Source organism: Acidaminobacter sp. (assembly GCF_030247605.1).
Taxonomy (GTDB): Bacteria; Bacillota; Clostridia; order Peptostreptococcales; family Acidaminobacteraceae; genus Acidaminobacter.
Map to the genome: position 1 here is coordinate 1 of NZ_JAOTSB010000044.1, position 20,723 is coordinate 20,723.

Genomic DNA, 20,723 nt, shown 5'->3' on the forward strand with positions numbered 1-20,723 from the left:
TTATGGGGTATTAATCACCGTTTCCAGTGGCTATCCCCCTGTACAGGGCAGGTTGCTCACGCGTTACTCACCCGTCCGCCGCTTTCATAATCTTCCCTTTGGCCGAAGCCTCCAGTCCAACTAATCGCGCTCGACTTGCATGTGTTAGGCACGCCGCCAGCGTTCATCCTGAGCCAGGATCAAACTCTTAATCATAATCCCGGTAGCATTTCGAGGCAGCAAAGCTTCGCTTCGCGTTCGAAATGCGGTTTTTCGCCAGAGGCGAAAAAACCTTTGTACCATTATCTCAGTTGTAACACTGACTTCCGTTATTTCCATAATCAGAAATCACTTCGCCGGTTCCAAGCAGAACCGACTTTTTATTTCAGAATTTTGGGTTGTACACTGTTTAGTTTTCAAGGATCGAATATAATTTTGTTAAATGGTCGGGGCGGCAGGATTTGAACCCGCGACCCTCTGATCCCAAATCAGATGCGCTACCAAGCTGCGCTACACCCCGACATTGCGTTTTTTGCTAACATACAATTAACAATCATTTAATGTCAGCTTAAACAATATATCATACTTTAGGACCATTTGTAAAGATCAAAATGGCTGAAATCATTGAAAATGTTAACTTGCTGGTTTGTCATCACGTGACGACATTTGCTATTATATATCGCGTGCAAAGACAATGCAAGTCTTTTTAAAGATAAATTTTGTTATTTTTGTTGTTTTTTTGCTTTTGAAATTACTTAAAGATTTCCTAATAACAACATTATAAAAATAAAGAGAAAATGTCAGATCCTGATAGAGAATCTGACATTTTTCAATTTTGGAGCCGGTGATGGGACTCGAACCCGCAACCTACTGATTACAAGTTCGATACAACGGCCTAATTGAAAAATGACATAGGCCTATTATATGCTGTCTATTCCGTGTTTGCAATGCTTTTATTGCTTTTTAGCACTGTTATGTTTTGCCATTTATTGAGCCTTATTTTTTGACTCGTTAGAAGAATGTTAGAAGCCTTCCTTTTAATATAACGATTTTAATTCAAAAAACGCTGCTATATTTTTGAAATGTAAAATGGCACTGCCTCAGAAAATGGATAATCACTATTCGATATGATATCATTATATTAACAATACATTACGCAAGAACATCAAGGAGGAGAGCTGTTGAGCAAAGACTTCTTAACATACGATCAACAGGTGGCATATTTATCTGAGTGCAAGGGAATTGTTTGTGATCCGGAGGATAAAAGCATACTTATTGTCGCAGGATATTTCAATTTAATAAATGGTTATAAAAAGCCTTTTGTTGATGTTGTCATAGACAACAAACATCATTACATCAAGGGTACTACTTTAAAACAAATATATGCTTTGAAAGTTTTTGATGATTCATTAAGGTCATTACTATTGAGTAAAATAACAAAAGTAGAAGAAGAAGTAAGAGTTTTAACATGTTATGTATTCGATTTGATAAACTTGTCTTCACCAATACCATGGAATGATGTAAAATCATATGATGATAAGATTGATATCGTAAGGATTCAAAAATTAATTGACGACTCCGAAAGGCAATTATCTTTAAGCGAGCAAGATTATGTCAAATACTACAATGATCATCATAAATTTATTCCTACTTGGATAATGGCAAAAGCTATAAATTTTTCAACCTTTATCGACTTTCTCTTATTAAGCAAACAATCTGTTAAAGAGTCAATTTGCAAATTGTATAACATAAAAGACAATAAAGGATTCTATCATTTCAAACTACTTATTGGCAGTTTGCATTGGATGAGAAAGATCAGAAATTCATGTGCACATAATGAGCGGATTTATACTATGCACCGATTGAACGGTAGAATATCAACGCCGTATCTAAATTTGCTTCCAAGCAGTTATAAACGTGATCGAGATCAAAGAATAATTGACTTAATTATTTCGCTAAAATACTTCATGAATTCATCCGAATATGCGTTCTTTATTACAGAGATTAAGACTCTATTGATTAATCTCGAAAAAGAGATTCTAGATCAGGCGTTTCAAAGAGTCAGATCTGATTTAGGAATAAAAAATATCAGTGATCTAGATTATCTATTGAAAAATACCAAGACTATCGAGTATAATAGTTTTGGTTGACTTTAAAGCAAGTAGTTATTATAATATAGACACAGAGATATCCAGTGGATGCTGGATAAAAAACCGCCTCGTTCATTTTGTGAGGTGGTTTTTTGCTTTTTGTTTTTGCTTATTATGTTCAATTCAGATCGTCTGGATTCACATATTAAATAAAGAGCCTCACAAGGAGGCTCAAGCATGCTCAGGATCTTCAATAGGATTTGCTATTTCATCAAACGTCACAATCGTCTTTTTAACCGCAAAGTCATACCCGCCTGTAGCGGTCAATGTAAGAAGCAGCGCATTAATCAGCGTGAGCGCGATAGCTTCCAGCACCAGCTCAGGCCGTACAAAGATAAATAGGTGCAACAGAGCTATGATAAATACTAAATACTTTGTCGGCAGCTTACTGATCAGCGGCAACTCTTTCACAAACTGTGTGATCAGCATGATCACAACAATGGATCCCAGGTATGAGGTCACATAGTCCACACTTAAAAAATCGTTGAATTCCATCTATTTTGCCTCCTTCATATTTACACAGACTGCAGCGAGCTCCGCCCAGGTAACAACGTCGTCAGGATCATGCCAGGATGTTATGACTCTATCATCCATCATCTGACGTATCAGGGAATCACCCCAGTGAGCGGTTTTGATGACTTCAGCGACGTATTTCACGCCAAGCATCTGGCACAGGATCGCCGCCTGGGCTTCGGCCAGCTTCTTCAGATTTTCACTGGACTTTAACCAGGCTTCATCTTGAGGATTCGAATGAAATCCAGATTCAACCAAGAAGATATGAGGACATCCGGCAGCTGCTGCAGCTCGAATGACACCATAATAATCTTGGCCAGGACTTGCCGCAGATCCTTTTGTCATCGCACCACGGTTCGGATTACCCATGTGCTGCGCGGACTGGATTGCAATCTCAGTAGCCCATTTCTTGTCGTTCGGCCTGAGCGCAGAATAGTAAACCTCGCACCCTCTGGCCGATGATGCGCCGGCATTTGAATGCTGGCTGATGAAGCAATCATATCCTTTGGCAATAGCACCCCTTGCCGTTGTACCTGGATAAGCATCCTCCGTCCTAGTGAGCGCTGCAGAGATGCCGCACCGGATCAGCGCTGCCTGAAGGTACTTTGACAGGATCCACATACCGATATGCTCAAAATATCCGGTTGGCCCTTTGTTTGCGTTTCCTGGTCCATGGCCAGGATCGATCAATACTTTTGGCATATCGTCACCTCGAAAAATTGCTAAGCACAAATCCGACAGCGCCGGACGTGAGTGATGTAATCACAACTGTAATAACAAGCTTTTGTCGCATGAGTGCGTCATTTGCCGGCATCTGCTCAACCACTTTTAACCTGGCATCATGATCTTCCTGGCTGGTTTTCAGCGCTTCCAGTATTTTTTCCTGGTTCTTGTTTGAAATTCTGATTTCTGTGGTGACCTCGTTGATTGCGTCAGTAAGATTCTCTGTTTTTTCGATACGCTCAAATGATTTTTTTATAAGCTCGTCATGCTTAGCTAGAGTTTTGTCTAGGCCAGAAACGAACAAGCTCATGTTACTCATTCCAGTTTCTAGCGCTACAACGTCCTCCTTGATATTTCTTATTTCAGCTTCAACCGCTTTGTGGCTTGCGCAATCCGGCACGTTATCACCTCGCTAATATAATCGCTTGATACTGCTGTTTTGACCTTTCCCGCTGACCTTCTCAATCAGATCGCGCAGCTGTGGTTTACCTATGACACCAGCTGAATCGACAGTGAAGCTCGTCGTAAATCCACCGGCACCAAAACTGTGATTGACAGTAGTGATCAGTCCAAGCAGATGCGTACCATCATCCGCGACAATCTCAGCTTCATCCCCTGGAATGATATGCGGCCTGAATGGTCCTGAAAACTGCTCGATGATGCCTGAGTATGCCATCCTGGATGCCAGTGCGTCAGCCAGATCCTGAAGCTCAGTAAGAACTGTATCATCCGGCGCTGTGAGATAGAGCGTCTTATTTGGAGCATATGCCCATTCAAACGCATGGAGTACATTTGCATAGGCTCTTATGGATGTCTCAGGCGTCGTCTCCGTGGCCGATTGTTTCGACTGATAACAAACTCGGCTATATACGTCATTGTCATCTCTGGTCACGCCCCGGCTGAATAGATCAGATCCACGGTTAAAGGTATATTTGCTGTTAAGATCAATAATCGGCTGATAGGTCGCTGTGGATCCGGCGATGATCTGGCCATCCAGTGTCTCTCTGGACACCCAGTTGAGCGAGATGCCAATCATCTCAAGGAAGCCGGTGAGCATGTCCATATCTGGAGGAAATTCAATACCGAGGCTCCAAGGTGTCTCTCCGACGGATGGCTGCACATCGTAGTTTGTTATCATAGCGTTGTCGAGCAGCGCCTCAACCGTATCTGAGTATGGCAATATTGGATATGAGTTGTTTGAGTCAAATGTCTGATCTTTAAGCAGCTTCCCGCTTATATTGCGGCAATCCACCGTGATAGTCTCCCCAGCTGCTGTCATGTCGATCCGGTCACAGTAAAACACGCCCATCGGATAGTCCGCGCTGTCACCTGCTGTGAAGAACAGCTCTATCTTATTGCCTGGTGTCATTCGGCTGCTTGTCTCACCTGATAAATGCTGATTAGGATTCTTAAATGTGAAGCTGGCACTGGCCACGATGTTGTCCAGGTCCATCCTGATCTCGCCAGAGTCAAGATAGTTGGTTATATCATTGAGCGCATCCAAAATGGCGAAGCGCTGGCGCTCCGGCGTAATAACAGTCTCACCATCCATGACAGCGTCCTGATGCCAGGCACCAAACATGCCTACACGCGGGACGTTTTTCATGCGGTAAAGGCTGAGTGACTTATCTCTGGTGGCGATAATTGCATCACCAAAGACCGGCGTCGCCCAGGGTACATCACCAGGACCCGGCGTCCATTTCTGCGCTTTAAGTCTGCCCTCGTCTACCGCAAAAAGATATATAGAGTTATCAGGCAAATGAATGGCAGCGGGATTGACCCCGCTGCCTAAGTTGGCGTTGTATTCAAATATCAGTTCCATTTCATCACCGCCTATCTGGTGAGTGCAAGTGTAAGTCCGAGATCAAGCAATTTGGTGCTGTCTTTCGGGATGTAACCAAGTTTGTAAGACGCAGTGATTGGCAGAGCATTCCCCGGCGCTGACGTAAACTGTATTTGATCCTGTGTTGCAGTGAATCTTACCTCAGTAAATCTCGCGCCACCAGTACCAACAACGGTATTTGCGGTCATTTTTATATAACGGTATGCCGTCTTTGGCACTGTGTCAAACGCCACGTCAATCCAAGTTGTAGCGCTCGCCGCTTTTGCGGTGGCGACCTTCGTCCAACTTGACCCATCAGCAGATACATCCACATCGAAAGAAGTCCAGCGGTAAGAAGTTGATGTCATCCGCAGACCAATTGATCCAAATCCGTATTTTTTGGATTCTTTGAGATCGAGTACCCAGTTTTCACCCGCGAGCATCTGAGCGTATGGCGATGTTCCGTCTGTGCCGTCAAAAATGTATTCTTTACCAGTAACCATTGTACCTGTGACTTCTGCTTCAAAGAAGTCATGCGCTGTAACAATTCTGTTCTTTGGAAATTCCGTCAAAGTGTAGTCTGTGACTTCTGTTTTTGTCACGCCGTCCACTTTGATGACTGCATTTTGAGGATTTGACCAAGGTAGGTTGAACCCTGTAAGTGAACCGTTGCCGCTTCCTACCGCTTCATCTGTCTTTTGGATGCCATCAAATAAATCGGTCGGAAGTTTTTCTATGATTATTCTGCACATCGCTTTTGAAGCAATCCCACACACTGCGGCCATCTCGCGAATTTCACCATTTGCATCAGATGACCCAAATCTTTTCGCGTCTAACGTGTAAAGTCCATCTGACGCAGATGAGCGCGTGGTTGAAAGTCTTGTAATGTATTTATCGCAACCGGAATTTGATGTATTTAATTCAGCTTCGCTTCTTTTTCTTTTTGAAACACCAGCTTCTATTTTTGGGTTGTTCATTTCATCTATATTTCCCAAACCAAAAAGCATTTCTGTTTGAAGTGTTCTTGTATTACCTCTTGGGTACTCCAAATATTCTTTTGTGTCTATTTCAAAAATAAATGTTGAGTATATTGTTATTTCTTCATCGTCTGATTTTGGACCGATTGTAATTGCATTGCCCTCTGAGTCCTCAATCATAGCATGTGTATAAACGTATGAAGTCACGGCCCCAGACAATCCAACTTCAGTCAAAGTCTCTCCGACAAGCTCGTTGGATGGTACTACTGCGGTATACAATACTTTTAGTGTATTTTTTGTGTTTTCGAGTATAGACACCGACGCTGAATAATCTTCGAGCACAGAGAAAAGACCTGTATCCTCAGTTGACGGCGTACCGGCGCCATCTCCGACAAGAATTTTAGCAACGTTTTTATCATCTGGAACACCAAACCTAATTAAAAATCGATCAAGCACAACGTTAAATCCTTTGTAAACGCCGGTGATTTCATCGGTTTTTACATTTTTAACAACAAATGTCCACTCGTTGTGTATCCTCGTTTGTATAGGTATATTAATCAATATTCACTCACCCCTTTTATACTGGGTTGCCACTTAAATCCATAAGGACGATAACAACCGCTGATACCGAAACATTAAGCACGTCACCATCGGTGTAGCCTTTAGTATCTGTCAAATCGTAGTATCCCATCAATGGATACGCCGACACTTGAAGCACTTCTGTTTCATAAGCGAACGGAGTAACGCCTTTATCTGTGTGGTCAAATGATGGTACAAAGCGCCTACATTCATCGTTTGCGTAAGTTCTCAAGTTAGACAAACCAGTATATCTTATAGTAACGTCCTGTGAACCGTTGTATGTCGTTTGCGTCACGATGACCATTTCGTCGTCGTTTTCTCCAGGTTCGGCAGACACCACTGCAAAATCATTTTCTCCAATAACGTCACGCCAAGCCGCCGCCGTTCCGGTTCTGTTGAGAAGTAGGAAGTTAAACTTGAGTTTAAATGTGTTTCCGTCCACCCTCGTAAAGTCAACGACCTCTGGATCGGGAATTGAAAGGTCGCAGAGTTCCATTGAACGCGGAGCAGCTGATACAGTCAAGATTTCATCTGGTGATGGTGCATCGATGTATGTTGGATCGAACAAATCAATATGAACGTCTGATACACCGACTTGCAAAACTTCAGGCCAAATACTCATGCCAGCCCAGTTGCGAGCTGTCAAAAGCCAGTACATAACCCCACCGGTAGAAATCATAAAGCCAATTCTAAAGTCATTGGTTCTAAACAGCGCCAGATCCGCCGCCGCAGTCATAACCTCAGCCACATTCCGCTCCACTTCCCAGAGCTTCCCGCCACCCACCTGGATACAGTACGACCGGTAATAAACCAGCCCATCCGTCTTGATGTACGCCACAATCAACCCCTGGTCATTCGACTGATCCCCATTCGCCGGCAGCCATCCCCGGATCGCGCAGACCTTCGCCACATCCGTCGCCAGTGTGATCTCTGCATCTTCCCAGTACTTTGCATAAAGCGTCCCACCCTGGACGTAGAACAACCACGGGTATTCCTCCGTCACAAAGTTAAACCGCCGCGTCGCATAATCCCGGTCCCAATACCCGTCAAACTCAATCGCCACCGCAGTCGCACTCAGAGCCACCGTCATTCTATCCACCCACGGGATCTGATCATCATACGGCAGCGGCTTCGACATCACATGAGCCACCCCGTCATTAATCGCCAGCGCATACGCCTCCGCCGGTTCAGCCGATGTATCCGTGCGCTTCACCGTCACATCCACATCCGTCAGCTCCGCGCCCTCCTGGATCGTAAACACCTGGAACAGCTCATTGATAAATCCCCGGCTTAGATAAACCTTCATGGCAGGTTCGGCATTCTCAGCTGGCACCTGCCATTTCTTTTTCACCCGCTCAAGCAGCTCCGATGGTATCACGCGCATCAGACCACCGCCTCGATGCTCAGCGTCAGGGTCGTCTGATAGTACCCGCGTCGCATCTTCGACCAGTCGCCCTTCTCAAGGATCCTCCCGGAGTACTCGTTACCTTCTTCATCCTCCACCGTCACAAGCCCGCCAGAAGCGTCCAGCGCGTCGATCATCTCCCGCCCCATCAAATCCACCGCAAGTTCAATCGCCAGCCGCGTGACCTCTGTGCCGATGATCTGAACATGCTCCGACCCATCCAGCAGCGTGTTCACGATCTTACGAGGCGTCACCTGCCGGACGACGCGCAGGTATCTGGTGATTAAGGTCGATCCATCAAATAATCCCGTCATCTCCTGCGCGCCTCCCTTCTCAGCTGCTCCATAACAATATCAGCGACGCCAACTAATTGGTTCTTGTCATTGATCCCTTCAACGCGGATCGTGCCAGAGTGCATCATGGACCCGGCACCGGCCCCGGCAGTTGCGACGCTTCCCATACTATTAGAGACAGATGACAAAGCGCGCTTGGTGCTTTCTAGGCCTTTGATCAATCCTTCACCCGTGTACTCACCAAGCCCCTCCATAACTCTCGAAGGAGACTCTATTTTAAGCGCTTTTTTTATACCTCCTGTGATCGTTTCAGCTATGTTGCCGATGGTCTCTTTAACTTTCGCAATCATAGCTTTTACACCGTCTATCAGTCCGCTGATGATGTTTTTTCCAATCTCAAATAGATTGATCTTCTTAAGAGTATCTATCGCATTGGTGATTGGAGTGACAATTGCATCTTTCGTTTTATTGAAACTTTCTTTGATACTTTCATACATCGCCACAGCTGCCGCCTTGATGGTGTCCCAGTTCTTATAAAGCGCCACGCCGATGGCGATTAAAGCAGCAATGATGGCAATGACAATGCCAACCGGACCCGCCAGAAAAGCAAGCCCGCCACCAAGGATTGGCAAGATACCAATAATCGCGCCTAACCCCCATGCCAACGATCCTAAGAGCACTATGAGCGGTCCTATAGCGGCGGCTATTCCAGCAACAATAACGATGGTCCTTTGCATTTCTGGCGACATATTCCCAAACCGTTCAATGATTTCTTTCAGCTTTGCAATGAGCGGCGTGATTACCGGCAGCAGGATCTCGCCAATTTCGGTGCTGATATTCTTGAGTTCAGTAACTAAACCCCGCATGCTTCCGGACGCCCCGCCAGCTTCCCTTCCTGCTTGGCCTTGAGCATCTGCGGTTTGTTCCATGATTAACGCTAAAGTTGCTGCCTGCTTTGCGGCTAAACTCAGTTCTTCTTTTTTTTTAATGAGGCCCATTTCCAGAGCTTTTGATTTGATGGTTGCTTCATTGACACCCATGCCGTAATTGTCCAGCATGGATGCATTGCCTTTTAAAGCGCCCGTCAGTGCTTGCACTGCGCTTTCTGTGGATCCGCCAAACATAGCTGCTAAATCCCCGGATAGCTGAACTAATGTCTCAGCTTGCTTAGCCGCTTCCGCCTCACTCAAACCGCCAATATTTTGAAGCATAGATCCCATAGTATTGGCATAGGTAAGCGCTTCACCCTCAGCAATGCCATAATAGCTGTCTAAGTTGTCCGCCCAGTTTTTAACCTCATCCGCTGATGTTTTAAAGATCTGATCAGTCGCTCCGAACGCATCTTGTAAATCAGCTGCCATCTTAAATGATGCCGCGCCAGCTGCCACAATCGGAAGCGTAACAGCAGCCGTCATATTCTTGCCGACACCAATGGCTTTCCCGCCAAAGTCCTGCAATTTCTTTCCTGCGTCTTTAAAATTTTGTGACATCGTGTGATTCATTTGTTCTGATGCTTCGGTCAATCTGTTTAGGTCTTGTTCAGTTCTGACAATTGTCCTTTGTAATTCCCTGACCGCTTCCTCAGCAACCTCTCCACGTTGAAACTGCTCAATGACTTGGCGCTCAGCTTCTTTTAGCTGGCCGAGTTTATCAGAGGTTGCAGAAACCGCATCGGCTAAAATCTTTTGTTTCTGAGCTATGAGGTCTGTATTCTTTGGATCAAGTTTTAAAAGCCGGTTGACACTGGCAAGTTCAGACTGAAGATCCTTTGATTTTTTATTGACTTCAGACATGGATTTTTGGAGCTGAACGGTCGAACCACCGATTTCAATGGTTAAGCCTTTTATTTTAGTTGACATTATTTTCACCTACCTTCAAAATTGGTCAATGTCAAACTGAGTCGCTTCCCTGGCTGCGTCTTCATCGGCATCTTCCTGGTCATTGACGCACTCGATCAGAAAATCAGTGATCATGCCGACGGTCATTAGTTCAAAGTCAGATAATAGCAAACCCCTTTTGATCGCCATCAGGATTAAAGTTTCCGTGGTCATTTCAAAAGGGGTTTGTTCGTCACTACTTATTTTTTTTTTATAGATTTCGTTGTCGTGAATGATTTCGTCATCATTTCCATCCAAGTTTCTAGGTTCTCAAGCAGTGGGAATTCGCTGAATGTGTCGAGCCAATCAAGTGGTGGCGGAATCGTCGGATCAGCGGCCTTGGCCATGACCCAGACCATTTCGTAAAACATTTGAAGATCGAGCGCATCGAGATCAAGTTCATCTTCGTCATTCTCGTCCTTTTTCTTTTCCTTGTCCTTATCCTTTTCCTTGACCATTTTTTGCAGTTTCGAAAGGTCCCTAATGGCGTCCCGCCCAAACTGTGCTTTGTAGCGCAAGATAAAAGCGGCGGTGCTTTTAAATGGCACCTGCCGCCCATCAATCGTTAAATTGAGTTCCATGAAATCACTCCTAAGCCGCTACAGTGAGGGCTACAGTTACCGCATTGCCTTTGACAAACTCAACTGTCAGCGTGTAAGTTCCGTTATCAAGAGCTGCCACAAACGCGCTCGCGATAGTTACATCAACGCCGGTTACAGTGAGGTTGACACCGCCAATATTCACGCCATCAATCATGACGTTTTTAGCTGCGTTCGTTGCGTCGGATGAAGTTGTGTTAATCGTCACATCGGCAGGAGCTGCCTTGCTAAAGGTTGCGGTTGCTGCCGCAGTATTCACAACGCCATTTTTCTCATAGACAGCCGTGAAGAACGTATCATAACCGGTTTGGCCAGCATAAAGCTTGGCTTTTACGTCTTTCGTGTAAGGCGATGGCCTTGCAGTAATATTCATAGATTCGGTCTTAGGTTCTTTGCTTGCTGTTTTAGTGGATCCTTCGACGCTTGGTCTTGATGCGCCCAAATAATAATTGACGCGTCTGGCTTTCTTGAGATCACCGTCAATTTCATACATCAAGGCGAATTTCTTGGCCACTGCGTCAGCGTTCTCAATGATCGCACCGTTCGAGTCGATGGTATAACCAAAGACATCAACCTTGAATTGATCCGAAACAAGCGCCATTTCTAAGCTGCCTTCGTAACCTTCATTGGTCTCTTCTTCAAAAAACACCTTATTGTCAGCATAAAACTTGACGCTTTCGCCGGATGGATTCAGCGTGAGATTCACCGCTCCAATGATTGGCTTTGGCGTTCCGTAAGTGATTGCCGCTCCGGTGTTTGTGGCGACAGCATAATATACATTTTCAAGACCAAATTTAACCTTATTTTCTGGCATTAATTACACCCCTTTTTTGATTTGATTGACGACCGCCGCCGCCATTTCGTCAACAGATGATTCAAAAGTATTTTTAATAAATGGACTGCCGTGGTTGGTTGAATACTCAAGGATGTTTGCAAGTGGTATTTCTCCGTCTGGTCCTTGTACCATCGTTGAGTTACCAACATAGCGGAGCATTTTATATTTTTTGCCTTTGCTTTTCCAGTTCTTAGCGAAGTTAACTTTGTGCGGAGAGCTTCCAGGACTGGCAGCCTTTAGGTTTTTAATCAAGATTGACTCTGCCACGTCTAGTCCTTCCTCAGTCAACCTATAAACATCGTCGCCGTATTCTTCCATAAGCTCTGCAATGGCGTCCTCAAGTTCGCTTGTCTGAATAAATCTACCCGCTACAGCCACTAGACCACCCGCCAATATTCAAACTCGAATACCGTGACCATGTATCCAATACCATCAACGTCTCCGGCGTCAAATCGCCCGAACGGAAGAGTAAATCCAGCTGCTTTCATAGCGGATTCAATCAGATTTTCTCTAGCTTGGATGGTTTGTCTTGAAGCGTAGTTGTCGAGCTTTTCAGACCTGTAATAAAATCTAACCGTAGGATTTGCCGCTTTGACCAACACCTTATTATCAGCGTGGAATTCTTCCGCGTCACCAGAGAGCGAATAAACGACATACATGTCAGCATCAGGTCCGCTTTTACGCTGATCGTGAACGTAGACCCCAAGAGAATAAAGCGCGGTGTCGAGGGTAGTCTGTACTAGGTTTTTTATCACAAGCCCTCATACCTCCTAACTTTAAACTCAAGGAATTGATTAGCTTCTTTGACGTTGTCTACGCCGCCCCAGAGTTCGTAAACGTTTGGATTATTCTTGTCTGGCACTCCGGCGACTATAGCTGTTGCATCTGCGTTTTTGATCACAACGACTCTTGTTGTCCTCAATTTGTTGTAAACCTCAGGGTTATACGTCATTCTGATGCTCGCTGAGTCATTCACACCAAGCGCCTGAGCCGACATTGCACGATCTCCGAATGTTCCTGTCCACTCAGAGTAAAACACGCTGTAACCGCTTTGCACGAGGCTCCACGCTGTGGTGTTACCTTGCCCAGGTATATAAGTCGTTGTCATAGCATAAAATTTGAGTGGGGTTGTCGGATTAAACTTCAGCATCAACTACCACCGTCCTATTTTGCGCGATGAGCGATACTAATACCGGGTGATTGGTGAGCTGCGCCGGATCTGTAGACTGTGCCATTTTGCAGTAAAGGATGATAGCATCAGTCGCCAGGGCGTCAGGGGTGAGACCAACGTCCCACCCCGCGCCTTTAAAATAGAGTTTTGCCGCGTCAATCTTTTGCTGGACTTCTGCATCTTTGGCTGTTTCGGAGTAGAACACCCCGAGTCCGCGTTTTACGTCATCAATCAGCGCCATACTCCGTTACCCCCTTAAACGATTACGTAAAGATCAATGTCTTTAAGCCCATCCGGCGTTCCGGCCATTGTGGCAGTGTTGCTTTCAACGGCTGTAGCACTGTTGACAATCGTTGCCGCGTCAGCTGCTTTGTTGAATAGTTTCAGAATGACAAGTTCGTCAGCATAAAGCTTGTAAGGAATACCAAACTTCACACCCCAACCAACGTCAACGGTTACAGAATCACCGTCTTGTACTGGAATGGTCACGTTGTCAACAACTGCGAATGCTTTATTGCCTGTTTTTGTTGCCGGTGTATCTGCGGAGAACGCAAACTCCTCGGTAATCGCTTCGCCTGCAAAGTTTTTACCAGCAACAACCACGCTGGCCGCCGCCACGTCGCCTGCTGTAGTCGCTGCCAGCGTAACCGTGATGTTTTTTGGCCATGTAGGTTGAGCCAGAAATTCAGTGACAACAAGCGGATCTTCTTCTCCGGATGGCGCTGCTGTACCGTCAAGAATACCATCCGCATCAGCCGCAACAGCCTTAGCTGCGGGGATATTAATGTGAGCGAGGAATGAGCGATCAACGCTCACTCCTTCAGCTTCAGTCGAGATTATCTGTCCATAATCGTGCTTATATGCAGACAACATGGTCAGACCCCCTTATGCTTTCTTAGCAATCGTTACGAGTGAATTTTTGTCGACGACTTTACCGTCAACGCCCATTACAGCCTTCGTCAACATATCTTCAGTGTCCCAGTCCTGTTTGCGCTGGACACCAAGATCATAGACTGTGTTTAGGGTGTAATCCGCAAATTTGAAAATGAAAGCGAAGATCTTTCCAGCTTCGAGTGTAGTTGCAAAGCTGTCCATGTAATCCCCACAGAGTTGGACAGGTCTTCCAAGCAGCGTTCTTTCTGGTACGCCGCCAAGGCCATAGTTTACACGTGCAATCGGTTGCCCTTCTGCGTCTTCCATGCCAATAAAGCCCATGAAGGTCTTCTTCGTCATGCACCAGACAGCGCCCGCTTCATAAGCTTGTGGAAGAGCTGCTTCTGCATCAACAAGCAGTTTGTATGAAAGAGTGGACGCTTGAAGCGCTTGACCAGCCGCAGGTGTTTCTGCAAGGATGCCTTTTGGAGAGGTTGCGCCGTTTGCAGTTGAAACAATTGTACCTTCAAGAGTTTTGACCATAGCCTCAACAACCTGACGCTCAAACGCCGCTTCAAACGCCGCAATTGACATTGTGCTGGCTTCAACAGACATTGAAATTTCGCAACGAAGTTTGAATTTGGAGAATGTGATGGTTCCGGTCGTTTTCTTCTGTCTGTCTGAAGATCCACCTTCGAGCACCCAAGTAGCTACAGGTTTTACGGACGAAGTTGGGATCGCAACGCCGGTTGCAAATGCTGTCTTTGTGATCAGCGGCAGAATCATGCCGGTAGATTCTAGTTTTTCTACGATTCTATCAACAACGTGCGTTGGGATGGCGCTTCCAATGTCAGTTGTCAGCGTGCTTTCGTCTTGTCTGAGTTCTGCCGGTATAGCTACACCGCGAGTGACAAACTGTTGGAAAGCTTTTCTGTATTCCATGTCATCAGAGGCTAAAGATCTTTTTTCATTCTTCATGCTTGCAGAAACAACGCCAGGAATATCGCCGTTGACAACTGCAGTTCTCTCGGACTGCTCAGGCTCTTTATTGCCCTGTTCTTTTTCAATCTCGTCAAGCGCGGATCTTATTTCTGCGATCTCAGCATTTAGCTCTTCGAGGGTGGTGTTGATGCCTCTGAGTTCTTCAATGTTGTCTGTCTCTTTGGATCTTTTTTCGAGTTCGACTTTCTTAGCTGTTCTTTGCTCAAGCATTTTTTTAAGTTTTTTATACATAATTTTCACCTATCCTTTTTCAAATTTTTGATAATATCTCTGCTCTTAACCTGAGTACTTCCAGCTCGTTCTTATCGCTGTCCAGCGCGGACCTTGCACTATCCAGTGCGAGTTTGTCGGAGCTGTCCAGCTCCCCGTCCCGAGCTTCTATGCTAGTCCCCTTGTAAGCAGGACTCCATAGCGCTGATATTTCTGCAATCTTTTCAAATTTCAAGATTTCCCTGGTTGGTACCGGCTTATCCATGTTGAGCCACTTTTCTTCTTTGATCCTGAATGCAAACGACACCCCGGATACATCACCGCGGGAAACTGCGGAATATAACGCTTTAGATTCTGAATTATTTTCAACGTCAAGTTCAGCCTTGAAGTAAAGACCTATATGGTCTGGGGTGAGTGTCATGGTAGACTTACCGTTGTTGCGTCTGCTCCTAGCAAGTGGGATCTTCTCTTTCTGATGATGTACAAATAACGGCACGTCGGTCAAATCGGCACCATCAAGCGCACCACGTCTTACAACCTCATTGAACCAGCCGCCTATACTTGTCATTTGATCATAAACAATGGCGTAACCTTCAATGGTGTATCCAGTGTTTTCTGTCGGTTCAACCGCTCTTAACTCAAGTACTTCGCTGTATCGCGAATACTGCTGGTCTGCTTTGTTTGGCAGTTCTTTATTATTTTTCACCTTCTGCACCTCCTGCGCTTGCGCCCGACTTGCTCTTTTGGTATTCGTCAATGACTTTTAAGCTGACATAGTTAAGGCTCTGTAAGCGCCTGTCACCGTCCTCGAACGGCTGTAGACCAAACATTTCATTGATCTCATTGAGATTCATGATGCCGGTCTCTTTTGCGAGGTTTGCAAGTTCTAACTTGTCCTTTGTGGCCATGTAGTTGACCTTGCTGTAATAGCATTTAATCCGGTGTCCTACATCCTGTTCACGTCCGCTGAAAAGACACGCCGTGGCCGCTTGCTCAAACTGAACTATGAAATCTTCTATAACCGTCTGATAAAATGCGCTGTGTTGGTCGCCGGTGTAGTCACCTGAGATGATCGCGGCTGATATTCCGTATCGCTCCCGGATGATTGACTTTAAGAAGTTGAGCGCCGTTTCCGGCACGTTTGCCGGAGATACATTGACCGGCGTAAACTCACCAGCTAGATCCGTTGCCACGATGCCGGACGATGTTGAATGGATATGGCTTTCAAAGTCCGTGATCATCTTGGTCAGCTTGTTCTGATCCGCAAGAGTCTTGGCAGCGTACACACCTTTGATTTGCAAACTCGCCTCGATGCTCTTTGGTAGCCCTTGAATGACTTTATCCAGGGCATTGATTGTCCTGGTAATGTCATAGTTATTGATTTGTCCGCTGTCATCACCGCCGCCAGCTGTTAGGTTCGTGCCGCGCCGCCACCGAAGATGAATGAGATCTGCATAAGGCAACGTATAGCTTGATCCATCAATAAAATCAAACTTGATCTCCCACGGCTCACCGTTGATAGTGCCAATATAGACCGCATTTGGGTTGAGCGGATAAAGCGCGACATAGCGCCTAAAGGTTCGGCCATCCGCTGTCATAACATTTTCAAACTGAGGATAAATAAAAGCATTTCCGTTCTTTCGTCTCAGCCACTCGACACTTGAGATAAAATCGCTAGTGGTCTGAAGCGGATTCGGCTTGAATCTAAACAGCCTGGTAATATCGTCGTTTTCAACACGGATGGCGTTGCCGTTTTGCACGACGCTTTTAACATCAATCTTTGAAACCTCGCTTGCCACACGGTCAATCGCGTTATTTACAAAGTCGCTGAGGTAAATATTGCTCCCAAAATCCGAGAGAATCGGTCTTGAATTTGAATACCACGACCTATAAGCCGCTCTTTTCAGTGGTGGAAATATTGATATCAGATAATTAAACAGCCCCAAATTGACACCCCCTAACTTATAAGGCTCATAAACTCAGATCTAAACCATTCGAGCGTTGCATAAGCGATGACCTTTGAGGCTGTACCGTCAATACGCTTTGTTGTTTGCATCTTGTGTGGAGCAATACGGCCCATGTTGTCGAGCTTGATGCCGGTATTTTTAAAGCACCACACGCAGACCGGATTGTTTTGGTAGTTTGCGTTTTTGTCCCTCATGTCCGCCTCGAGCGTCCGCATTGGATTGTTCAGTACCTTGGCTTCCTGCGGAATGTTGATGGTGATCTTCTCGCCAAAGATCTCGATGTACCTGGACTGAAAGTCTTTGGCGTATCTATTGTCAAAGCCGGATTTGTACGGCTTGAGATCGTATTCCTCAAGTAATTCAAAGTGCCAATCAGCGACAAGCGACGTGTTGACCGCGTTTCCTTCGACGATTGTCAGCCAACCTTCTTTGGCCCACTGGCGATAATCAACATCATCCGGCGCATTGTCTAATTTGCTTTCTGGGATCCAGTAACGCGTATGCAAATAGGTCTTGCGATCATTCGGTTTCTTGAGCAAGATCGTCGATGAGCAAAGGTCTGTCGTCTCCGCGAAGTCATTGCCGGAAATATAAAAACCCCCGACAAATTCTTTTAAGTCGAAGGTATCGATATTCACTATGTCGCCAAGCTGCAGCCATGCCTGTGCGTTTGACTGTTTAATATTAAAGTCCTTGGCCAGCATGAACGCCCTGGTGGCGCTGTTGGTTTTGGATTCCTCAACGAGCTCTTCTAGGAATGACCACTGCTTTGATACACCAAGGTTTGGATTGCTCTTAAACCATGTTGTTTTGTCCTGCCAGATCTCTTCCTCGTTGTCCTGGGTGTAGAGCCACACGAGCCAGCGCGGTCTTTTGATTTCGCCTTTAAGCACCTGGCGCGCATCCTTCAGAAGTCCGTCCAGGTAGCCGTCTTCAGTGAACCCCTCTGTGGTGATTTCATTGAGCATTGGTTCCGGCTTTGTAGACATCGACTGCCAGATCGGCATGACCAGGCTGTTATCTTTCATCTCGTGTGTCTCATCGATGATGGCCTTGTCGATGTTCTTGCCTTCTTTGGCGCCGGTCTTCGCTGAAAGCTTCTTGATCTTGGCTTTATTTTGGTAGCTGTATTTGCCTTTTTTATTCTTCTGTTTCGGGTTCCCCATGAAGATGCCTTTGATATTCTTACGGCTGACCTTCATAAGCTTTGGACTTTCCTCGCGCATGTTGTTGATTTCGTCGAAGATGATTCCGGCCTGTTCGTAGTCATTTGATGCACAGAGAACGTTGGTACCAACATTGCCGCAGAAAAATTCTGCGTTTCCATCAGCTGCACAAAGCGAGGTCTTTCCGTTCTTCCTGCCTACCATGAGTAAACTCCTGGTGAAGCGCCTGAACCACTGGCCTTCTCTGTAAAGATAAAAGCCGTAAAGCGTTTCAAGGTATGCCTTCTCCCAAAGTTCAAGCAGAAAAGGTTTGCCCGCAAATGGGCTGATGCTGTGTTTGCACTCGTGCTCGATGAACTTGATCCGCTTGTGGGCTTCTGTCACATCGAATTTGTAGTTCGGATCTTCGAGATCAGCGATTAAGATGTTGAGCATCGCCATCAATTCGCGGCCAACTATGATTTCACCGGATTTACACTTGTCGTAGTACTCGACAAGGTAACTATTCATAATCTTCGAGTCCTTCATCTTCATCATCCATTTCAACCGCCAGATGTTTCATCAGCTTGTCCATGATGTTTGTGAGGGCCGCAGAATGCTTTGAAATCTCGCCCGAAACAGGTAAAGTCTGCTGAATAGCCGGATTATCCGGATGAAATTTGACCAGGCCAGATACCAAAGCTTGCTCATTAAGCCGCCTCAGATAGATTCGTTCGTAGGCTGCCTGTTCGATCAGCGCATCCAGGGCGCGCAGCTTGTAATCGTCTGCACCGGGAAATTCAGCTTTCAGCCTCGCAATTTCGATTGATAACTCGGAAGTATTCATTCTCTCACCTGCTCTTTTTTGATCTGAAATATTTAAAAATGAAAAGTCAAAATCTTGATGTGTATCACGCAGAGGCCCACTCTCAGTATGTCAACCGCAATAAAAAACACCGAAGACGGGGGGCTATGTGTATCTCTCCCACCAATCATCGATGTAATCAAGCCACGCCTTAGATTTACCACTCGCTTCAAGGCGCTCTATGCACTCTGCCTTCGTCGCCTCGCAGTAGATAAGCTCTGCGCCAAGACTCTGAGCAAGCCGCTCGCGCTCATACTTGTCTGGATAACCGCCAATAATGTACGCATCATACCACTCGCCATATCTCATCTTGATCTGACTCAGCAGCTCATCACGCATCTTAAAGATATTGAACCTAAGATTGTTTGGCTTGATGTACTCGCCCTGGAATGACAGCGCTTGCCACAGTGCATCCATGTCCATGATTATATCTCCGTACTGCATCATGTCTTTGACCATGGTATTCTTTCCGGATAGTGGAGATCCATACACGATGTAAACATTCTGCTTGTGACCAAAGCGCCTGTGCTCTTTGTTGTGCTCTTTAAAACTAATGATCTCAATGTTGTCTGGATTAAGCGCGATTTTAGGATCACTGACATTGTCCTCAGTCAGCTCAACCTTATGGTGTCCTATGAGCTGCGACATATCATCAAACATTTCGCCAGTACGTTCACACTTGCCGCCGCGTTCGATCTTCAGCCTCATGGCAAGATCACGCCATGCCTTACTGCAATAGAAAGCATGTAGTTTATCCATACTCATCACCAATACTTTTTCGCATTGATTTCCTTCTCCATCTTGAGCTTCTCGTCATCAAGCTTCTCTTTGTTCGCATTCCTGCGCCACTTATCAGATCTGCGATTGTTGAGCCACATAGCCATAGCCAGCGTGTCAGGCGGAATAAATGTATCAAGCTCAACAACTTGCACTGTCTCACGTTCGCACCTGTTGCCATTCTCGTCGTAATAGATTTCTTTACACTTAAACGCCTTGCCTTCTTTGACGTAATGACCCACACACTTTTTATAAAGACTGTTCTCAACTTCATAATCAACGATCTCTTTTCCCTTTTTTAGAGCGTCGCGGAGTTCTGGATGGTTTTTCTTATGCTCTTCAAAGGTCGATACAGACACGCCGAGTTGTTTGGCAATGTCTTTTTCAAGCATGCCTTCCTTGCACCACATCTCGATCAGGAATAAATTCTTTTCAATCGTTGGCCATTTACTCCTTGCCATAACTATCACCTGCCTTTATCTGACCACACCCTTATTGATGTTGATGTACTTATGTTCTTTTTGCCGGTCAATCTTCTGCTCAAGCGCCAGCCTATATCTATCATCAAGCGTCAGACGAGCACACGCTTTGCAGATCGGTATTTTGTGTGGCATCTTGCAATGCTTTACATAGTCAATGACTTGTAAGCATTTACTGATATCAAACGCGCCGTTCTTTTTCTTTTTCTGCATATGAGTATGGTTTTCATATTCGCCAGCTCGATTGATGACTACCAGGCTGTTTGTGTGTACCAGGATCTCAAATTCACCGTCAGTATGTACGATCAACTTTTCACCCCTTTCGCCCAAAGGGCGAGGCCGGTGATCGATTAGCTATCGCATTTCGAGTTGCACCGGCCTAAGTATCACCTAGATTCTACGTGCAATCTACTCATATAACCCTTTAAGCAAGTATTTATAATCGTTAAGCCAAAACCATTCTTTCACCCAATGGGTGAAAG

Annotated in this window: 25 protein-coding genes, 1 tRNA gene and 1 rRNA gene; 1 reads left to right on the forward strand and 26 read right to left on the reverse strand. The window is 45.6% G+C overall.

The genetic code is table 11. The features are described 5' to 3' along the window. Together OEL90_RS14115 and OEL90_RS14120 are read right to left on the reverse strand one after the other, a co-directional pair. Positions 1-195 (reverse strand): 16S ribosomal RNA (locus OEL90_RS14115); the annotation flags it as partial. 227 nt (positions 196-422) lie between these two features. After that, positions 423-499, reverse strand: a tRNA-Pro gene (locus tag OEL90_RS14120). A 661-nt stretch (positions 500-1,160) separates the two neighbouring features. On the opposite strand from OEL90_RS14120, the gene OEL90_RS14125 reads away from it, so the two are divergent. Then, positions 1,161-2,129 carry an Abi family protein gene (locus tag OEL90_RS14125; RefSeq protein WP_300689595.1) on the forward strand — a complete coding sequence of 323 codons (969 nt, stop codon included), beginning with the start codon at positions 1,161-1,163 and terminating at the stop codon, positions 2,127-2,129. A gap of 171 nt (positions 2,130-2,300) precedes the next feature. Here OEL90_RS14125 and OEL90_RS14130 read toward each other — a convergent pair whose 3' ends face one another. From OEL90_RS14130 to OEL90_RS14245, 24 genes are all read right to left on the reverse strand, one after another. Continuing rightward, a complete protein-coding gene (locus tag OEL90_RS14130; RefSeq protein WP_300689598.1) occupies positions 2,301-2,624 on the reverse strand; it encodes a hypothetical protein in 324 nt (107 codons plus the stop codon). Next, positions 2,625-3,344 (reverse strand): N-acetylmuramoyl-L-alanine amidase family protein, encoded by a 720-nt coding sequence (locus OEL90_RS14135; protein ID WP_300689601.1) that lies wholly within the window; start codon positions 3,342-3,344, stop codon positions 2,625-2,627. Positions 3,345-3,348: 4 nt separating this feature from the next. Then, entirely contained in the window at positions 3,349-3,765 is a 417-nt protein-coding gene (locus OEL90_RS14140) for a hypothetical protein (RefSeq protein ID WP_300689603.1), read from the reverse strand. Positions 3,766-3,777: 12 nt separating this feature from the next. Continuing rightward, complete coding sequence (locus tag OEL90_RS14145; RefSeq protein WP_300689606.1) at positions 3,778-5,187, reverse strand: hypothetical protein; 1,410 nt, start codon at positions 5,185-5,187, stop codon at positions 3,778-3,780. Between the two features lie 11 nt (positions 5,188-5,198). Then, positions 5,199-6,725 (reverse strand): discoidin domain-containing protein, encoded by a 1,527-nt coding sequence (locus tag OEL90_RS14150; RefSeq protein ID WP_300689609.1) that lies wholly within the window; start codon positions 6,723-6,725, stop codon positions 5,199-5,201. 16 nt (positions 6,726-6,741) lie between these two features. Then, entirely contained in the window at positions 6,742-8,127 is a 1,386-nt protein-coding gene (locus OEL90_RS14155; RefSeq protein WP_300689612.1) for a hypothetical protein, read from the reverse strand. Then, complete coding sequence (locus OEL90_RS14160; RefSeq protein ID WP_300689614.1) at positions 8,127-8,462, reverse strand: hypothetical protein; 336 nt, start codon at positions 8,460-8,462, stop codon at positions 8,127-8,129. Before OEL90_RS14160 ends, OEL90_RS14155 begins: the two co-directional genes overlap by 1 nt. After that, positions 8,459-10,300 carry a hypothetical protein gene (locus tag OEL90_RS14165; protein ID WP_300689617.1) on the reverse strand — a complete coding sequence of 614 codons (1,842 nt, stop codon included), beginning with the start codon at positions 10,298-10,300 and terminating at the stop codon, positions 8,459-8,461. The genes OEL90_RS14160 and OEL90_RS14165 overlap by 4 nt, the downstream gene beginning before the upstream one ends. Before the next feature lie 15 nt (positions 10,301-10,315). Beyond that, the gene (locus tag OEL90_RS14170; protein WP_300689620.1) at positions 10,316-10,576 is read right to left on the reverse strand and encodes a hypothetical protein; all 261 of its coding nucleotides are present in this window, start codon (positions 10,574-10,576) and stop codon (positions 10,316-10,318) included. Next, entirely contained in the window at positions 10,519-10,899 is a 381-nt protein-coding gene (locus OEL90_RS14175; protein ID WP_300689623.1) for a hypothetical protein, read from the reverse strand. The genes OEL90_RS14170 and OEL90_RS14175 overlap by 58 nt, the downstream gene beginning before the upstream one ends. 10 nt (positions 10,900-10,909) lie before the next feature. Beyond that, the gene (locus OEL90_RS14180; RefSeq protein ID WP_300689626.1) at positions 10,910-11,731 is read right to left on the reverse strand and encodes a major tail protein; all 822 of its coding nucleotides are present in this window, start codon (positions 11,729-11,731) and stop codon (positions 10,910-10,912) included. Positions 11,732-11,734: 3 nt separating this feature from the next. Continuing rightward, positions 11,735-12,130 (reverse strand): hypothetical protein, encoded by a 396-nt coding sequence (locus OEL90_RS14185; protein ID WP_300689628.1) that lies wholly within the window; start codon positions 12,128-12,130, stop codon positions 11,735-11,737. Next, positions 12,130-12,507, reverse strand: a complete 378-nt coding sequence (locus OEL90_RS14190) for a hypothetical protein (RefSeq protein ID WP_300689629.1) — start codon at positions 12,505-12,507, stop codon at positions 12,130-12,132. Before OEL90_RS14190 ends, OEL90_RS14185 begins: the two co-directional genes overlap by 1 nt. Beyond that, positions 12,504-12,749 (reverse strand): hypothetical protein, encoded by a 246-nt coding sequence (locus OEL90_RS14195; RefSeq protein ID WP_300689632.1) that lies wholly within the window; start codon positions 12,747-12,749, stop codon positions 12,504-12,506. The genes OEL90_RS14190 and OEL90_RS14195 overlap by 4 nt, the downstream gene beginning before the upstream one ends. A gap of 139 nt (positions 12,750-12,888) precedes the next feature. After that, positions 12,889-13,164 (reverse strand): hypothetical protein, encoded by a 276-nt coding sequence (locus tag OEL90_RS14200; protein WP_300689634.1) that lies wholly within the window; start codon positions 13,162-13,164, stop codon positions 12,889-12,891. Positions 13,165-13,178: 14 nt separating this feature from the next. Then, positions 13,179-13,796 carry a hypothetical protein gene (locus OEL90_RS14205; protein WP_300689637.1) on the reverse strand — a complete coding sequence of 206 codons (618 nt, stop codon included), beginning with the start codon at positions 13,794-13,796 and terminating at the stop codon, positions 13,179-13,181. Between the two features lie 12 nt (positions 13,797-13,808). Then, positions 13,809-15,029 (reverse strand): phage major capsid protein, encoded by a 1,221-nt coding sequence (locus OEL90_RS14210; protein ID WP_300689640.1) that lies wholly within the window; start codon positions 15,027-15,029, stop codon positions 13,809-13,811. 19 nt (positions 15,030-15,048) lie between these two features. Beyond that, positions 15,049-15,714 (reverse strand): HK97 family phage prohead protease, encoded by a 666-nt coding sequence (locus tag OEL90_RS14215; protein WP_300689643.1) that lies wholly within the window; start codon positions 15,712-15,714, stop codon positions 15,049-15,051. Further along, entirely contained in the window at positions 15,704-16,954 is a 1,251-nt protein-coding gene (locus OEL90_RS14220; RefSeq protein WP_300689645.1) for a phage portal protein, read from the reverse strand. The genes OEL90_RS14215 and OEL90_RS14220 overlap by 11 nt, the downstream gene beginning before the upstream one ends. Positions 16,955-16,965: 11 nt before the next feature. Then, on the reverse strand, positions 16,966-18,651 hold the full coding sequence (locus tag OEL90_RS14225; RefSeq protein WP_300689647.1) for a terminase large subunit: 1,686 nt from the start codon (positions 18,649-18,651) through the stop codon (positions 16,966-16,968). After that, positions 18,644-18,967, reverse strand: a complete 324-nt coding sequence (locus OEL90_RS14230; protein ID WP_300689650.1) for a hypothetical protein — start codon at positions 18,965-18,967, stop codon at positions 18,644-18,646. Before OEL90_RS14230 ends, OEL90_RS14225 begins: the two co-directional genes overlap by 8 nt. Positions 18,968-19,090: 123 nt before the next feature. After that, positions 19,091-19,744, reverse strand: a complete 654-nt coding sequence (locus tag OEL90_RS14235; RefSeq protein WP_300689652.1) for an HNH endonuclease — start codon at positions 19,742-19,744, stop codon at positions 19,091-19,093. A 5-nt stretch (positions 19,745-19,749) separates the two neighbouring features. Further along, positions 19,750-20,223, reverse strand: coding sequence for a hypothetical protein (locus OEL90_RS14240; protein WP_300689655.1), 474 nt, complete (start codon positions 20,221-20,223; stop codon positions 19,750-19,752). 15 nt (positions 20,224-20,238) lie between these two features. Beyond that, positions 20,239-20,550: a hypothetical protein gene (locus tag OEL90_RS14245; RefSeq protein WP_300689658.1), complete on the reverse strand. Its 312-nt coding sequence runs from the start codon at positions 20,548-20,550 to the stop codon at positions 20,239-20,241. Positions 20,551-20,723: the final 173 nt, after the last annotated feature.

Bases quoted from the DNA above. Each gene is read 5' to 3' on its own strand.
- OEL90_RS14165 (WP_300689617.1), bottom strand. From the start codon at position 10,300: ATGTCAACTAAAATAAAAGGCTTAACCATTGAAATCGGTGGTTCGACC.
- OEL90_RS14225 (WP_300689647.1), bottom strand. From the start codon at position 18,651: ATGAATAGTTACCTTGTCGAGTACTACGACAAGTGTAAATCCGGTGAA.
- OEL90_RS14205 (WP_300689637.1), bottom strand. From the start codon at position 13,796: ATGTTGTCTGCATATAAGCACGATTATGGACAGATAATCTCGACTGAA.
- OEL90_RS14130 (WP_300689598.1), bottom strand. From the start codon at position 2,624: ATGGAATTCAACGATTTTTTAAGTGTGGACTATGTGACCTCATACCTG.
- OEL90_RS14160 (WP_300689614.1), bottom strand. From the start codon at position 8,462: ATGACGGGATTATTTGATGGATCGACCTTAATCACCAGATACCTGCGC.
- OEL90_RS14235 (WP_300689652.1), bottom strand. From the start codon at position 19,744: ATGGATAAACTACATGCTTTCTATTGCAGTAAGGCATGGCGTGATCTT.
- OEL90_RS14240 (WP_300689655.1), bottom strand. From the start codon at position 20,223: ATGGCAAGGAGTAAATGGCCAACGATTGAAAAGAATTTATTCCTGATC.
- OEL90_RS14135 (WP_300689601.1), bottom strand. From the start codon at position 3,344: ATGCCAAAAGTATTGATCGATCCTGGCCATGGACCAGGAAACGCAAAC.
- OEL90_RS14180 (WP_300689626.1), bottom strand. From the start codon at position 11,731: ATGCCAGAAAATAAGGTTAAATTTGGTCTTGAAAATGTATATTATGCT.
- OEL90_RS14195 (WP_300689632.1), bottom strand. From the start codon at position 12,749: ATGTCGGCTCAGGCGCTTGGTGTGAATGACTCAGCGAGCATCAGAATG.
- OEL90_RS14175 (WP_300689623.1), bottom strand. From the start codon at position 10,899: ATGGAACTCAATTTAACGATTGATGGGCGGCAGGTGCCATTTAAAAGC.
- OEL90_RS14145 (WP_300689606.1), bottom strand. From the start codon at position 5,187: ATGGAACTGATATTTGAATACAACGCCAACTTAGGCAGCGGGGTCAAT.
- OEL90_RS14210 (WP_300689640.1), bottom strand. From the start codon at position 15,029: ATGTATAAAAAACTTAAAAAAATGCTTGAGCAAAGAACAGCTAAGAAA.
- OEL90_RS14200 (WP_300689634.1), bottom strand. From the start codon at position 13,164: ATGGCGCTGATTGATGACGTAAAACGCGGACTCGGGGTGTTCTACTCC.
- OEL90_RS14230 (WP_300689650.1), bottom strand. From the start codon at position 18,967: ATGAATACTTCCGAGTTATCAATCGAAATTGCGAGGCTGAAAGCTGAA.
- OEL90_RS14155 (WP_300689612.1), bottom strand. From the start codon at position 8,127: ATGCGCGTGATACCATCGGAGCTGCTTGAGCGGGTGAAAAAGAAATGG.